Origin of the sequence: Mycobacterium terramassiliense (assembly GCF_900157385.1) — a bacterium.
Lineage (GTDB): Bacteria > Actinomycetota > Actinomycetes > Mycobacteriales > Mycobacteriaceae > Mycobacterium > Mycobacterium terramassiliense.
In genome coordinates this window covers 51,207-64,751 of record NZ_LT717699.1, presented here as the reverse complement: position 1 = coordinate 64,751, position 13,545 = coordinate 51,207, and the positions used below count along the sequence as shown (strand labels likewise).

General features: G+C 70.0%; 13 protein-coding genes. 8 read left to right on the top strand and 5 right to left on the bottom strand.

Features of this window, described 5'->3' with window-relative positions; all coding sequences use genetic code 11:
* Positions 1–9: 9 nt before the first annotated feature.
* The 4 genes from MTAB308_RS04390 to MTAB308_RS04375 form a co-directional block, all read right to left on the bottom strand.
* A complete protein-coding gene (locus MTAB308_RS04390; protein ID WP_077098297.1) occupies positions 10–1,122 on the bottom strand; it encodes a cystathionine gamma-lyase in 1,113 nt (370 codons plus the stop codon).
* Positions 1,123–1,128: 6 nt separating this feature from the next.
* Positions 1,129–3,213, bottom strand: a complete 2,085-nt coding sequence (gene ligA / locus MTAB308_RS04385; protein WP_077098299.1) for an NAD-dependent DNA ligase LigA — start codon at positions 3,211–3,213, stop codon at positions 1,129–1,131.
* 135 nt (positions 3,214–3,348) lie between these two features.
* The gene (locus MTAB308_RS04380; protein ID WP_077098301.1) at positions 3,349–3,666 is read right to left on the bottom strand and encodes an ArsR/SmtB family transcription factor; all 318 of its coding nucleotides are present in this window, start codon (positions 3,664–3,666) and stop codon (positions 3,349–3,351) included.
* On the bottom strand, positions 3,663–4,148 hold the full coding sequence (locus MTAB308_RS04375) for an SRPBCC family protein (RefSeq protein ID WP_077098303.1): 486 nt from the start codon (positions 4,146–4,148) through the stop codon (positions 3,663–3,665). The genes MTAB308_RS04380 and MTAB308_RS04375 overlap by 4 nt, the downstream gene beginning before the upstream one ends.
* Positions 4,149–4,476: 328 nt before the next feature.
* Between MTAB308_RS04375 and MTAB308_RS04370 the strand changes: the two genes are divergently transcribed.
* From MTAB308_RS04370 to MTAB308_RS04355, 4 genes are all read left to right on the top strand, one after another.
* Positions 4,477–4,962: an SRPBCC family protein gene (locus MTAB308_RS04370; protein WP_077098303.1), complete on the top strand. Its 486-nt coding sequence runs from the start codon at positions 4,477–4,479 to the stop codon at positions 4,960–4,962.
* Positions 4,959–5,276: an ArsR/SmtB family transcription factor gene (locus MTAB308_RS04365; protein WP_077098301.1), complete on the top strand. Its 318-nt coding sequence runs from the start codon at positions 4,959–4,961 to the stop codon at positions 5,274–5,276. Before MTAB308_RS04370 ends, MTAB308_RS04365 begins: the two co-directional genes overlap by 4 nt.
* A 135-nt stretch (positions 5,277–5,411) precedes the next feature.
* Positions 5,412–7,496: an NAD-dependent DNA ligase LigA gene (gene ligA, locus MTAB308_RS04360; protein ID WP_077098299.1), complete on the top strand. Its 2,085-nt coding sequence runs from the start codon at positions 5,412–5,414 to the stop codon at positions 7,494–7,496.
* Between the two features lie 6 nt (positions 7,497–7,502).
* Complete coding sequence (locus tag MTAB308_RS04355) at positions 7,503–8,615, top strand: cystathionine gamma-lyase (protein WP_077098297.1); 1,113 nt, start codon at positions 7,503–7,505, stop codon at positions 8,613–8,615.
* 11 nt (positions 8,616–8,626) lie between these two features.
* On the opposite strand, the gene MTAB308_RS04350 is transcribed toward MTAB308_RS04355, so the two are convergent.
* Positions 8,627–9,283, bottom strand: coding sequence for an ACT domain-containing protein (locus MTAB308_RS04350; RefSeq protein ID WP_108637226.1), 657 nt, complete (start codon positions 9,281–9,283; stop codon positions 8,627–8,629).
* A gap of 105 nt (positions 9,284–9,388) precedes the next feature.
* On the opposite strand from MTAB308_RS04350, the gene gatC reads away from it, so the two are divergent.
* The 4 genes from gatC to MTAB308_RS04330 all read left to right on the top strand — a co-directional run bounded on the left by gatC (position 9,389) and on the right by MTAB308_RS04330 (position 13,544).
* On the top strand, positions 9,389–9,688 hold the full coding sequence (gene gatC, locus MTAB308_RS04345) for an Asp-tRNA(Asn)/Glu-tRNA(Gln) amidotransferase subunit GatC (protein ID WP_077098912.1): 300 nt from the start codon (positions 9,389–9,391) through the stop codon (positions 9,686–9,688).
* Positions 9,685–11,172: an Asp-tRNA(Asn)/Glu-tRNA(Gln) amidotransferase subunit GatA gene (gatA, locus tag MTAB308_RS04340; RefSeq protein WP_077098293.1), complete on the top strand. Its 1,488-nt coding sequence runs from the start codon at positions 9,685–9,687 to the stop codon at positions 11,170–11,172. The genes gatC and gatA overlap by 4 nt, the downstream gene beginning before the upstream one ends.
* Positions 11,173–11,220: 48 nt before the next feature.
* Positions 11,221–12,252 carry an ATP-dependent 6-phosphofructokinase gene (locus MTAB308_RS04335; protein WP_077098291.1) on the top strand — a complete coding sequence of 344 codons (1,032 nt, stop codon included), beginning with the start codon at positions 11,221–11,223 and terminating at the stop codon, positions 12,250–12,252.
* Positions 12,253–12,395: 143 nt separating this feature from the next.
* A complete protein-coding gene (locus tag MTAB308_RS04330) occupies positions 12,396–13,544 on the top strand; it encodes a MinD/ParA family ATP-binding protein (protein ID WP_108637199.1) in 1,149 nt (382 codons plus the stop codon).
* Position 13,545: the final 1 nt, after the last annotated feature.

Sequence of the window (13,545 nt, the reverse complement as noted above, 5' to 3'; positions counted from 1 at the left end):
CTCCGCGCATCACCGAGCCGCGGTGAGGCCACGCTCGATGTCGGCGACGAGGTCGTCGGTGTCCTCAATTCCGAGCGAGAGGCGCGCGAATCCGGCGGCGACGGGGTCGCCCCAGCGCGCCCGGCGGTCCACCGAGGTATGGATCCCCCCAAAGCTGGTGGAGGCAATGAGCAGCTCGCTGCCCTCGACGAAAGCCTGCACCGCGGCCGCGTCGGCCAATTCGAATGACACGAGGGCTCCAAACCGGCGCATCTGCGCGACGGCCACGGGGTGAGCCGGGTCCTCAACCAACCCTGGGTAGCGCACCGTTCGTACCGCCGGATGGCGAGCCAGCCTCATCGCAACCGCCTGCGCATTGAGGCACTGGCGCTCAAATCGCAGCCCGGCGCTTCCCAGGCTGCGCAGTAGCAGCCACGCCTCGAACCCGCCGAGGATCGCGCCGGCGAGCAGCCGTTGGCGTTCGACTGCGGCGGCGAGCTCCGGCTGGTTGGTCGCCACGTATCCGGCCAGCAGGTCACTCTGACCAGAGAGTCCCTTGGTGGCGCTGGCCACCACGAGATCGGCCCCCAATGACAGTGGGCACTGACCGAACGGTGTGGCGGCGGTGTTGTCGACGATCAGGCGGGCTCCACGAGAGTGGCAAATTGTGGCCAACCGCTGGACGTCAACAACGTCCAGAGCCGGGTTGGTGGGGGTTTCGGCCAGCACCACGTCGGCGCCGGCGGCGGCGTCATAGATTTGCGAACTCGACGCCTCGATGACTGCCACGCCCGCGGGCGCAAGGTGTTCCGCGACGAAGCGGCGCACCTGGTAATAGCCGTCGGACGGCACGACTAAAGCGGAACCCGGCCCGGTCAGCCCGCGCAGCGCGGCGCTGATGGCCGCCATGCCCGAGCTGAAGACCACCGCGCTGGTCGCTCCCTCCAGCGCGGCGACCGCCGATTCGACTTGCCGCCAAGTCGCATTGGAGTTGCGGCCGTAGGCATCCAAACCGGAGGTTTCGTCGGCCGACAGGTAATACGTAGAGGCCAGCACCGCCGGAGGCGTCACCGGCTGCCCCGGGATTGCCGGGGAGCTGACGGCCTTGACGCTACGCGTCGAATCGCCGTGCCGACTGCTCATCGCCGGTCACTCTGCAGTCTCAGTCTCAGCAGGCCCGTCGGCCAACAATTTTCGAAATCCGTCCTCGTCGAGGATCGGCACCCCCAGCTCCACCGCCTTGTCGTATTTGGATCCCGGCGCGTCGCCGGCGACGACGTAATCGGTCTTCTTCGACACCGACCCCGCCGCCTTGCCGCCGCGGGACACGATCGCCTCCTTGGCGTCGTCGCGGGAAAAACCCGCCAGCGAGCCGGTGACGACGATGGTCATGCCCTCCAGCGTGCGCGGCACGCTCGCGTCGCGCTCGTCGGCCATCCGCACCCCGGCCGCCCGCCACTTGTCCACGATCGCGCGGTGCCAGTCGACGGTGAACCATTCGGTGACCGCGGCGGCGATCGTCGGGCCGACGCCCTCGACCGCGGCCAGCTGCTCGGTGGACGCCGCCTCGATGGCCTCGAGGTTCCCGAACTCGGTGGCCAGCGCGCGGGCGGCCGTCGGCCCCACATGCCGGATCGACAACGCCACCAACACCCGCCACAGCGGCTTGGCCTTGGCCGCGCCCAGGTTGGCCAGCAGCCGCGCGCCGTTGGCGGACAGGCCGCCGGCCTTCGTCCGGAACAACTCGGTGCGCAGCAGGTCGTCCTCGGAGAGGGTGAACAGGTCCCCCTCGTCGGCGATCGCCCCGGCCTGCAGCAGCGCGATGGCGGCCTCATACCCCAGCCCCTCGATGTCCAGCGCGCCGCGGCCGGCGACGTGAAACACGCGCTCCCGCAACTGCGCCGGGCAGGAACGGGCGTTGGGGCAGCGGATATCGGCGTCGCCCTCCTTCGCGGGGGCGAGCGGGGTGCCGCATTCGGGACACGTGGTGGGCATGACGAATTCGCGTTCGGAGCCGTCGCGCAGGTCGACGATCGGGCCCAGCACCTCGGGGATGACGTCGCCGGCCTTGCGGATCACCACGGTGTCGCCGATCAACACGCCCTTGCGCTTGACCTCCGCGGCGTTGTGCAGGGTGGCCAGCCCCACCGTCGACCCCGCGACCTTGACCGGCGTCATGAACGCGAACGGCGTGACGCGCCCGGTCCGGCCGACGTTGACGCGGATGTCCAGCAGCTCGGTCTGCACCTCCTGGGGCGGGTACTTGTACGCGATCGCCCAGCGCGGCGCCCGCGACGTGGACCCGAGCCTGCGCTGCAACGCCACGTCGTCGACTTTGACTACCACACCGTCGATTTCGTGATCGACGTCGTGGCGGTGCTCGCCCCAGTAAGTGATGCGCTCGAGCGCGCCGCCCACGTTTTCCACCCGGGTGGTGTGTTCGGAGACGGGCAGGCCCCACGCGCCCAGCGCCAGGTAGGCATCGTGCAGGGTGACGGGCCGAAAGCCTTCGGTGTGTCCCACCCCGTGGCAGATCATCCGCAGCTTGCGGCGCGCGGTGACCGCGGGGTCCTTCTGCCGCAGCGATCCCGCGGCGCTGTTGCGCGGGTTGGCGAACGGCGTCTTGCCGTCCTCGACGAGCGCGGCGTTGAGCGCCTCGAAGTCGGCGAGGCGGAAGAACACCTCACCGCGCACCTCGAGGACGTCCGGCACGGGGTAGCCCTTGGCGGGCGTCAGCCGCTCCGGGACGTCGTCGATGGTGCGGGCGTTCAGCGTGACGTCCTCGCCGGTGCGGCCGTCGCCCCGGGTCGCCGCCCGCACCAGCCGGCCTTCGCGATACACCAGCGACAGCGCGACGCCGTCGATCTTGAGCTCGCACAGGTAGGGCACCTCGTCACCGACCTCGCCGCGCACGCGAGCGGCCCACAGCTCGAATTCGTCGGGGCTGAAGACGTTGTCGAGGGACAGCATCCGCTCCAGGTGCTCGGCCTCGGTGAAATCGGTGGCGAAGCCGGCGCCGCCGACGAGCTGGGTGGGCGAATCGGGCGTGCGCAGCTCGGGATGCCGCTCCTCGAGCGCTTCGAGCCGGCGCAGCAGCTGGTCGAACTCCGCGTCGGAGATGATCGGCGCGTCGCGCACGTAGTAACGGAACTGGTGTTCGCGCACCTCGTCGGCGAGTTCGCGCCATTCCCGCCGAACCTCGGGCGCAACCGAGTCCGCCTCTGCTGAAGTCACCTCCGCAGGCTATCGAAGGGCGCCGACGCCAGACGACTTCCACGCCTCGCTGCACGATGTGCCCGCCTCAGAGCGACCATCATCGACGCCACAGCCGGCCGGATCAGCCGTCGCTGTGAGGCGGGTACGACTGGCTCACTTTTCTTCCACGTAGGCTCGCAACCGGTCGACCGCGGCGTCCCAGCGCCGCGATAGCTGGTCGAGGTAGTCACTGGCGCGGGCCAGCGGTTCGGTGCGCACCGTCCAGACGCGCTCGCGCCCGCGCCGCGCGCTGGCGACCAGGCCCGCGGACTCCAGCAGCGCCAGGTGCTTGCTGGCAGCCTGCCGGGTCACCGGAATGGCCTGGGTGACTTGGGATGTCGAGCATGGTCCGACGTCGCAGAGCCGGACGATGATGCGCAGCCGATTCGCGTCCCCCAGCGCGTCGAAGAGCGGCGCGCCGACGGCGCTCATACCCGCGTGCCCTCGAGATACCTGCGCACGAGATCGGTCTGCATCGCCCAGCCCTCGGAATTGGACTCGAACGCCGACGAGCGGCGCGCCGCGGGGATCGCGTCGAAGCCGGACTCGGTGATGGTCAGCAGCACCCCGTCGGGCGTCTCCGCCAGGACGAACTCGACCAGCGTGGTGGGCTCCTGGTCGACGTCCGGCTCGCCCGCGCACGGGTGCCAGCGGTAGGCGAACCGCCGCCGCGGCTCGATGGCGACGATCTGCCACGTGCTGGTCACCCCGGCGTGCGGCTCCTGGCGCTTGGCGACGTCGTCGTCGACCGTCGTCGGGGTGATGGTCGCGGTGACGGGCCGGCCGGCCACGAAGGGCCCGTCGAAGCGGACCCCGAACCAGCGCCCGAATTCCTCGGCCTCGGTGATGGCCCGCCACACCCGGTCCAGCGACGCGCGCAACACGACTTGCTTCTCGATTCGATCAGTGCTCATATGCAACCTCCTGGTTGCCTATCAGTAGATCACGCCCCGGCTGTAAAACGCAACCTTTCGGTTGCAAGTCATGAATCGACCTACGGGACAACGAGTTTGGACGATGTCTGCTAGGTCAGGCCGTCCGAGCCGTTCTCGCCGAAGATTCCCGACGCACCGCCGGCGCCGGCGGTGCGTCGGGAATCTTCGGCGAGAACGGCTCGGACGGCCTGACCTAGCAGACATCGTCCAAACTCGTTGTCCCGTAGGTCGATTCATGACTTGCAACCGAAAGGTTGCGTTTTACAGCCGGGGCGTGATCTACTGATAGGCAACCAGGAGGTTGCATATGAGCACTGATCGAATCGAGAAGCAAGTCGTGTTGCGCGCGTCGCTGGACCGGGTGTGGCGGGCCATCACCGAGGCCGAGGAATTCGGGCGCTGGTTCGGGGTCCGCTTCGACGGGCCCTTCGTGGCCGGCCGGCCCGTCACCGCGACCATCACCCCGACGACGGTCGACGACGACGTCGCCAAGCGCCAGGAGCCGCACGCCGGGGTGACCAGCACGTGGCAGATCGTCGCCATCGAGCCGCGGCGGCGGTTCGCCTACCGCTGGCACCCGTGCGCGGGCGAGCCGGACGTCGACCAGGAGCCCACCACGCTGGTCGAGTTCGTCCTGGCGGAGACGCCCGACGGGGTGCTGCTGACCATCACCGAGTCCGGCTTCGACGCGATCCCCGCGGCGCGCCGCTCGTCGGCGTTCGAGTCCAATTCCGAGGGCTGGGCGATGCAGACCGATCTCGTGCGCAGGTATCTCGAGGGCACGCGGGTATGAGCGCCGTCGGCGCGCCGCTCTTCGACGCGCTGGGGGACGCGAATCGGCTGCGCATCATCGTCCGGCTCTGCGACGTCGGACCATGCTCGACATCCCAAGTCACCCAGGCCATTCCGGTGACCCGGCAGGCTGCCAGCAAGCACCTGGCGCTGCTGGAGTCCGCGGGCCTGGTCGCCAGCGCGCGGCGCGGGCGCGAGCGCGTCTGGACGGTGCGCACCGAACCGCTGGCCCGCGCCAGTGACTACCTCGACCAGCTATCGCGGCGCTGGGACGCCGCGGTCGACCGGTTGCGAGCCTACGTGGAAGAAAAGTGAGCCAGTCGTACCCGCCTCACAGCGACGGCTGATCCGGCCGGCTGTGGCGTCGATGATGGTCGCTCTGAGGCGGGCACATCGTGCAGCGAGGCGTGGAAGTCGTCTGGCGTCGGCGCCCTTCGATAGCCTGCGGAGGTGACTTCAGCAGAGGCGGACTCGGTTGCGCCCGAGGTTCGGCGGGAATGGCGCGAACTCGCCGACGAGGTGCGCGAACACCAGTTCCGTTACTACGTGCGCGACGCGCCGATCATCTCCGACGCGGAGTTCGACCAGCTGCTGCGCCGGCTCGAAGCGCTCGAGGAGCGGCATCCCGAGCTGCGCACGCCCGATTCGCCCACCCAGCTCGTCGGCGGCGCCGGCTTCGCCACCGATTTCACCGAGGCCGAGCACCTGGAGCGGATGCTGTCCCTCGACAACGTCTTCAGCCCCGACGAATTCGAGCTGTGGGCCGCTCGCGTGCGCGGCGAGGTCGGTGACGAGGTGCCCTACCTGTGCGAGCTCAAGATCGACGGCGTCGCGCTGTCGCTGGTGTATCGCGAAGGCCGGCTGGTGCGGGCGGCGACCCGGGGCGACGGCCGCACCGGCGAGGACGTCACGCTGAACGCCCGCACCATCGACGACGTCCCGGAGCGGCTGACGCCCGCCAAGGGCTACCCCGTGCCGGACGTCCTCGAGGTGCGCGGTGAGGTGTTCTTCCGCCTCGCCGACTTCGAGGCGCTCAACGCCGCGCTCGTCGAGGACGGCAAGACGCCGTTCGCCAACCCGCGCAACAGCGCCGCGGGATCGCTGCGGCAGAAGGACCCCGCGGTCACCGCGCGCCGCAAGCTGCGGATGATCTGCCACGGGGTGGGACACACCGAAGGCTTTCGGCCCGTCACCCTGCACGATGCCTACCTGGCGCTGGGCGCGTGGGGCCTGCCCGTCTCCGAACACACCACCCGGGTGGAAAACGTGGGCGGCGCGCTCGAGCGCATCACTTACTGGGGCGAGCACCGCCACGACGTCGATCACGAAATCGACGGTGTGGTAGTCAAAGTCGACGACGTGGCGTTGCAGCGCAGGCTCGGGTCCACGTCGCGGGCGCCGCGCTGGGCGATCGCGTACAAGTACCCGCCCCAGGAGGTGCAGACCGAGCTGCTGGACATCCGCGTCAACGTCGGCCGGACCGGGCGCGTCACGCCGTTCGCGTTCATGACGCCGGTCAAGGTCGCGGGGTCGACGGTGGGGCTGGCCACCCTGCACAACGCCGCGGAGGTCAAGCGCAAGGGCGTGTTGATCGGCGACACCGTGGTGATCCGCAAGGCCGGCGACGTCATCCCCGAGGTGCTGGGCCCGATCGTCGACCTGCGCGACGGCTCCGAACGCGAATTCGTCATGCCCACCACGTGTCCCGAATGCGGCACCCCGCTCGCCCCCGCGAAGGAGGGCGACGCCGATATCCGCTGCCCCAACGCCCGTTCCTGCCCGGCGCAGTTGCGGGAGCGCGTGTTTCACGTCGCCGGCCGCGGCGCGCTGGACATCGAGGGGCTGGGGTATGAGGCCGCCATCGCGCTGCTGCAGGCCGGGGCGATCGCCGACGAGGGGGACCTGTTCACCCTCTCCGAGGACGACCTGCTGCGCACCGAGTTGTTCCGGACGAAGGCCGGCGGCCTGTCCGCCAACGGCGCGCGGCTGCTGGCCAACCTGGGCGCGGCCAAGGCCAAGCCGCTGTGGCGGGTGTTGGTGGCGTTGTCGATCCGGCATGTGGGGCCGACGGCCGCCCGCGCGCTGGCCACCGAGTTCGGGAACCTCGAGGCCATCGAGGCGGCGTCCACCGAGCAGCTGGCCGCGGTCGAGGGCGTCGGCCCGACGATCGCCGCCGCGGTCACCGAATGGTTCACCGTCGACTGGCACCGCGCGATCGTGGACAAGTGGCGGGCGGCCGGGGTGCGGATGGCCGACGAGCGCGACGCGAGCGTGCCGCGCACGCTGGAGGGCATGACCATCGTCGTCACCGGCTCGCTGGCGGGTTTTTCCCGCGACGACGCCAAGGAGGCGATCGTGTCCCGCGGCGGCAAGGCGGCGGGGTCGGTGTCGAAGAAGACCGATTACGTCGTCGCCGGCGACGCGCCGGGATCCAAATACGACAAGGCGGTGGAGCTGGGGGTGCCGATCCTCGACGAGGACGGATTTCGAAAATTGTTGGCCGACGGGCCTGCTGAGACTGAGACTGCAGAGTGACCGGCGATGAGCAGTCGGCACGGCGATTCGACGCGTAGCGTCAAGGCCGTCAGCTCCCCGGCAATCCCGGGGCAGCCGGTGACGCCTCCGGCGGTGCTGGCCTCTACGTATTACCTGTCGGCCGACGAAACCTCCGGTTTGGATGCCTACGGCCGCAACTCCAATGCGACTTGGCGGCAAGTCGAATCGGCGGTCGCCGCGCTGGAGGGAGCGACCAGCGCGGTGGTCTTCAGCTCGGGCATGGCGGCCATCAGCGCCGCGCTGCGCGGGCTGACCGGGCCGGGTTCCGCTTTAGTCGTGCCGTCCGACGGCTATTACCAGGTGCGCCGCTTCGTCGCGGAACACCTTGCGCCCGCGGGCGTGGCAGTCATCGAGGCGTCGAGTTCGCAAATCTATGACGCCGCCGCCGGCGCCGACGTGGTGCTGGCCGAAACCCCCACCAACCCGGCTCTGGACGTTGTTGACGTCCAGCGGTTGGCCACAATTTGCCACTCTCGTGGAGCCCGCCTGATCGTCGACAACACCGCCGCCACACCGTTCGGTCAGTGCCCACTGTCATTGGGGGCCGATCTCGTGGTGGCCAGCGCCACCAAGGGACTCTCTGGTCAGAGTGACCTGCTGGCCGGATACGTGGCGACCAACCAGCCGGAGCTCGCCGCCGCAGTCGAACGCCAACGGCTGCTCGCCGGCGCGATCCTCGGCGGGTTCGAGGCGTGGCTGCTACTGCGCAGCCTGGGAAGCGCCGGGCTGCGATTTGAGCGCCAGTGCCTCAATGCGCAGGCGGTTGCGATGAGGCTGGCTCGCCATCCGGCGGTACGAACGGTGCGCTACCCAGGGTTGGTTGAGGACCCGGCTCACCCCGTGGCCGTCGCGCAGATGCGCCGGTTTGGAGCCCTCGTGTCATTCGAATTGGCCGACGCGGCCGCGGTGCAGGCTTTCGTCGAGGGCAGCGAGCTGCTCATTGCCTCCACCAGCTTTGGGGGGATCCATACCTCGGTGGACCGCCGGGCGCGCTGGGGCGACCCCGTCGCCGCCGGATTCGCGCGCCTCTCGCTCGGAATTGAGGACACCGACGACCTCGTCGCCGACATCGAGCGTGGCCTCACCGCGGCTCGGTGATGCGCGGAGCCTCAGCGCAGCATGGTCGCCACGATGCCGGCCAGGTAGCCCAGCCGGGCCACCTCCGACGGCCGGAATTCCGGGCCGGGGCGGCCCAGCACCACCGCCGTGTGCGGGTCGCCCAGCGGCGCGGCGACCATCATGGTGTCCATATCGCGCCATGCCTGCGGCACCCACTCGGCGGTGTGGTCCAACGCCGCCGCGCGTTCGATCGGCAGCCACGGGGCGGAATCGGCCTTGGTTTCCGGGCACCCCGGGCTGCCGGCGAGGCGCTCCAGCTCCCCCTGCGAGCTGCGCAACACTGTGCACCAGCTGACCCGCAGCACCTTGGGCGCCTCGTTGACCAGGACTTTCAGCCGCGAGGCGTTGTCGCCGGCGGCGGCGACGTGGTCGAGGAGCTCCAGCTCGCGGTGCGCCTCCAGCAGCCCGGTGTGCGGCCGGACGCTGTCCACCCGGACGTTGGGCAGCGATTCCGCCGCGGTGATCAGGCGGTCCGGCATCGCCCCCGGCGGCAGCTCGATGACCAGGTCGTCGATCGCATACCCCGAGCTGCGCTCCACCACGTCGAGCGACAAGATGTCGGCGCCCGCCGAGCCGAGCGCCACCGCCAGCGAGCCCAGGCTGCCCGGGCGATCGGCCAGCTCGATGCGCAAGAGATACGACGGCACGGCCAACACTGTCGCACAGCTATGTATCCGTGGCATTTCGACCGCAGCCGGCCGCGGGCGATGGGCGTGACGCCGGGTTCGCGCTCGCGGCTAGGCTTTCCAGTCGTGTCCCAGATCTCCCGCGACGACGTGGCGCATCTTGCCCGGCTGGCCCGGCTGGCGCTGACCGAACCCGAGCTGGACAGCTTCGCCGGCCAACTCGACGCCATCCTGACCCACGTCAGCCAGATTCAGGCCGTCGACGTCACGGGCGTCGAACCGACCGACAACCCCCTCAAGGACGTCAACGTCACCCGCCCCGACGAAAAGACGCCGTGCCTGTCGCAGGCCGACGCGCTGGCCGAAGCGCCCGCAGCCGTCGACGGCCGCTTCGCCGTGCCGCAGATCCTGGGGGATGCCGAGTGACCGAGATCGTCCGCTCCGACGCCGCGACGCTGGCCGCCCGGGTCGCCGCCGGGGAGCTGTCGTCCACGGAGATCACCCGCGCCTGCCTGGACCGGATCGAGGCGACCGACGACCGCTACCACGCGTTTCTGCACGTGGCGGCCGACGAGGCGCTGGCGGCCGCGGCGGCCGTCGACCAGTTGGTGGCCGCCGGCGAGCCGCTGCCGTCGGCGCTGGCCGGGGTCCCGCTGGCGCTCAAGGATGTGTTCACCACCGTCGACATGCCCACCACTTGCGGCTCCAAGATCCTGCAGGGCTGGCGTTCCCCGTACGACGCGACCGTCACCGCGCGGTTGCGCGCCGCGGGCATCCCGATCCTGGGCAAGACGAACATGGACGAGTTCGCGATGGGCAGCTCGACGGAGAACTCGGCCTACGGCCCCACCCGCAACCCGTGGAACCTCGACCGGGTGCCCGGCGGCTCGGGCGGCGGCAGCGCGGCGGCGCTGGCCGCGTTCCAGGCGCCGCTGGCCATCGGCACCGATACCGGCGGCTCCATCCGCCAGCCGGCCGCGCTGACCGCGACCGTCGGCGTCAAGCCCACCTACGGCACGGTGTCCCGCTACGGGCTGGTGGCGTGCGCGTCGTCGCTGGATCAGGGCGGCCCGTGCGCGCGCACCGTGCTGGACACCGCGCTGCTGCACCAGGTGATCGCCGGCCACGACGGCCGCGACTCGACGTCCGTGGACGCCGAGGTGCCCGACGTCGTGGCCGCCGCCAGGGCCGGCGCGGACGGTGATCTGCGGGGCGTGCGCGTCGGGGTGGTCCGGCAGCTGCGCGGCGAGGGCTATCAGCCGGGCGTGCTCGCGTCGTTCGAGGCCGCGGTCGAGCAGTTGACCGCGTTGGGCGCGGAGGTCAGCGAAGTCGATTGCCCGCACTTCGATCACGCGCTCGCCGCCTACTACCTGATCCTGCCGTCGGAGGTGTCGAGCAACCTGGCCCGCTTCGACGCGATGCGCTACGGGCTGCGGGTCGGCGACGACGGCACGCACAGCGCCGAGGAGGTCATGGCGCTGACCCGGGCCGCCGGCTTCGGGCCGGAGGTCAAGCGGCGCATCATGATCGGCACCTACGCGCTGTCGGCCGGCTACTACGACGCCTACTACAACCAGGCGCAGAAGGTCCGCACGCTGATCGCCCGCGACCTGGACCGCGCCTACGAATCCGTCGACGTGCTGGTGTCCCCGGCGACGCCGACGACCGCGTTCCCGCTCGGCGAGAAGGTCGACGATCCGCTGGCGATGTACCTGTTCGACTTGTGCACGCTGCCACTGAACCTGGCCGGGCACTGCGGCATGTCGGTGCCGGCGGGGCTGTCCCCGGACGACGACCTGCCGGTCGGGCTGCAGATCATGGCCCCGGCCCTGGCCGACGACCGCCTGTACCGGGTGGCAGGCGCCTACGAGGCGGCCCGCGGCACGCTGCCCGCGCCGCCGACGGCTTAGTCGCGCGTTAGTCGCGCCATTGCCGGGCCGCCCAGGCAAGATAAAAAGATGCGGATCGGAATTCTCACCGGAGGCGGCGACTGCCCCGGGCTCAATGCCGTCATCCGGGCGGTGGTGCGCACCTGCGACTCGAGGTATGGCTCGTCGGTGGTCGGATTCCAGGACGGCTGGCGCGGGTTGCTGGAGAACCGGCGCATCCAGCTGCAGAACGACGACCGCAACGACCGCCTGCTGGCCAAGGGCGGAACGATGCTGGGCACCGCCCGGGTGCACCCGGACAAGCTCCGCGCCGGGCTGAACCAGATCAAACAAACTCTGGACGACAACGGCATCGACGTGCTGATCCCCATCGGCGGCGAGGGCACGCTGACGGCCGCCCACTGGCTCTCGGAAGAAAACGTTCCGGTGGTCGGCGTGCCCAAGACCATCGACAACGACATCGATTGCACCGACGTGACATTCGGCCACGACACCGCGCTGACCGTGGCCACCGACGCCATCGATCGGTTGCATTCCACGGCCGAATCCCACCAGCGGGTGATGCTGGTGGAGGTGATGGGCAGGCATGCGGGATGGATCGCCTTGAACGCCGGGCTGGCGTCCGGCGCCCACATGACGCTGATCCCCGAGCAGCCCTTCGACGTCGAAGAGGTATGTCGCCTGGTGAAACGTCGCTTCCAGCGCGGGGATTCGCACTTCATCTGCGTGGTCGCCGAGGGCGCCAAGCCGGTGGCCGGCTCAATCAGTTTGCGGGAAGGCGGAATTGACGAGTTCGGCCATGAACGCTTCACCGGTGTCGCGGCGCAGCTGGGCGCCGAGGTCGAGACGCGCATCAACAAGGAGGTCCGGGTGACCGTGCTGGGCCACGTCCAGCGCGGCGGCACTCCGACGGCCTACGACCGGGTGCTGGCGACCCGGTTCGGCGTCAACGCGGCCGACGCCGCCCATGCCGGGGAGTACGGCCAGATGGTCTCGCTGCGCGGCCAGGACATCGGGCGGGTGCCGCTGGCGGATGCCACGCGCCAGCTCAAGCTGGTGCCCGAAAGCCGCTACGACGACGCCGCGGCCTTCTTCGGCTGATCGGCTGGGCGGCGACCCGTTGGCAAACGATCGGTGGCTACCACTCGACGACCGCCTGAATTTGCCGCCGGATTGCGCAGCTCGCGGCGGCCGGGCGCGATTTGGTGGTTTTCTGCCAGTTCGAAGCGGTTATACCGGGACGTATGAGCCACCGCGGTTCACTTCGCGGGATCGTTCAGCATCCGCCGGCCCCGGCGGGGCCCTCGCGGTCGCCGGGCCGTCAGCGGCCGCCGCCGGCCTGGCGCGCCGACGCCGATGCGGCATCGCCCACGGTGCCGCAGCTTCCGCCGACCAAGCCCGCCCCGGCGCGGCGTGTCCCACCGCGGCCTCGGCCGGATTTGACGGTCGGCGGGACGGCGCTCGACGGCCTCGACCAGCCGGAGCTTGACGACTCGTTCAACTGGCGCGACGTGATCCGCCGGCTTACCGGGATCAACGTCGGTCCGGGCAAATCCTCGGCGCACGAACAGGCGTTGCGAGAGCGCATCCGCAGGCCCGTCGGCGGTGCGTTTCCCATCGCCGTCCTCAACCTCAAGGGCGGTGTCGGCAAGACCGTGGTGGTCGAGGCGCTGGGCTCGACCTTCGCCGCGGTGCGCGACGACCGGGTCATCGCCGTGGACATCGACGCCGGCGACTTGGCGGAGCGCCACGGTCGCCGGAACCCGCTGAGCATGGCCGACCTGCTCCGACACGACGCCGCCACGCAGTATTCGGACGTGCGGGCCCACACCTACAAGAACAGCTTCGGGCTCGAGGTACTCGGCCTGCCGGACTATGCGCACACCGACTGGCGGCTGGAGCGCCACGACGTCGTCAGGGCATTTTCTCTTCTGCGCAAGCACTATTCGGTGCTGTTGGTGGACTGTGTCAAGGCGGTCAACTCGGCCGTGATGGACGCCGTGTTGCCGGAGGCGGGGGCCCTCGTGGTGGTCACCAGCACGTCCATCGACGCGATACGGAAGACCAAGACGACGCTGGACCTGTTGCGCAACAACGGCTATCAGCGATTGCTGAAGTCGACAGTGCTCGCGATCAACCACGTGGAGGCCGGAAAGGTCGGCGTGGTCGCCGCCAAGGAGCTCGACGGATTGTCCGCCCGCGTCGCGGCGAGCGTGGTGCTGCCCTTCGATCGGCACGTGCACGACGGCAAGGAGATCGGCCTGGACCGGCTGAGCAGGGACAGCAGGCGCAGCTATTTGGAGATGGCGGCCGCGATCGCCGACATGTTCCCCGACCACGGCGCGCGGCCGAACCCCCGGTTAGGGGCCCGGCAACCGCCGCACGACCGCTGAG

Bases quoted from the DNA above. Each gene is read 5' to 3' on its own strand.
- MTAB308_RS04330 (WP_108637199.1), top strand. From the start codon at position 12,396: ATGAGCCACCGCGGTTCACTTCGCGGGATCGTTCAGCATCCGCCGGCC.
- MTAB308_RS04390 (WP_077098297.1), bottom strand. From the start codon at position 1,122: ATGAGCAGTCGGCACGGCGATTCGACGCGTAGCGTCAAGGCCGTCAGC.
- MTAB308_RS04375 (WP_077098303.1), bottom strand. From the start codon at position 4,148: ATGAGCACTGATCGAATCGAGAAGCAAGTCGTGTTGCGCGCGTCGCTG.
- MTAB308_RS04355 (WP_077098297.1), top strand. From the start codon at position 7,503: ATGAGCAGTCGGCACGGCGATTCGACGCGTAGCGTCAAGGCCGTCAGC.
- MTAB308_RS04370 (WP_077098303.1), top strand. From the start codon at position 4,477: ATGAGCACTGATCGAATCGAGAAGCAAGTCGTGTTGCGCGCGTCGCTG.
- MTAB308_RS04335 (WP_077098291.1), top strand. From the start codon at position 11,221: ATGCGGATCGGAATTCTCACCGGAGGCGGCGACTGCCCCGGGCTCAAT.
- MTAB308_RS04380 (WP_077098301.1), bottom strand. From the start codon at position 3,666: ATGAGCGCCGTCGGCGCGCCGCTCTTCGACGCGCTGGGGGACGCGAAT.
- MTAB308_RS04365 (WP_077098301.1), top strand. From the start codon at position 4,959: ATGAGCGCCGTCGGCGCGCCGCTCTTCGACGCGCTGGGGGACGCGAAT.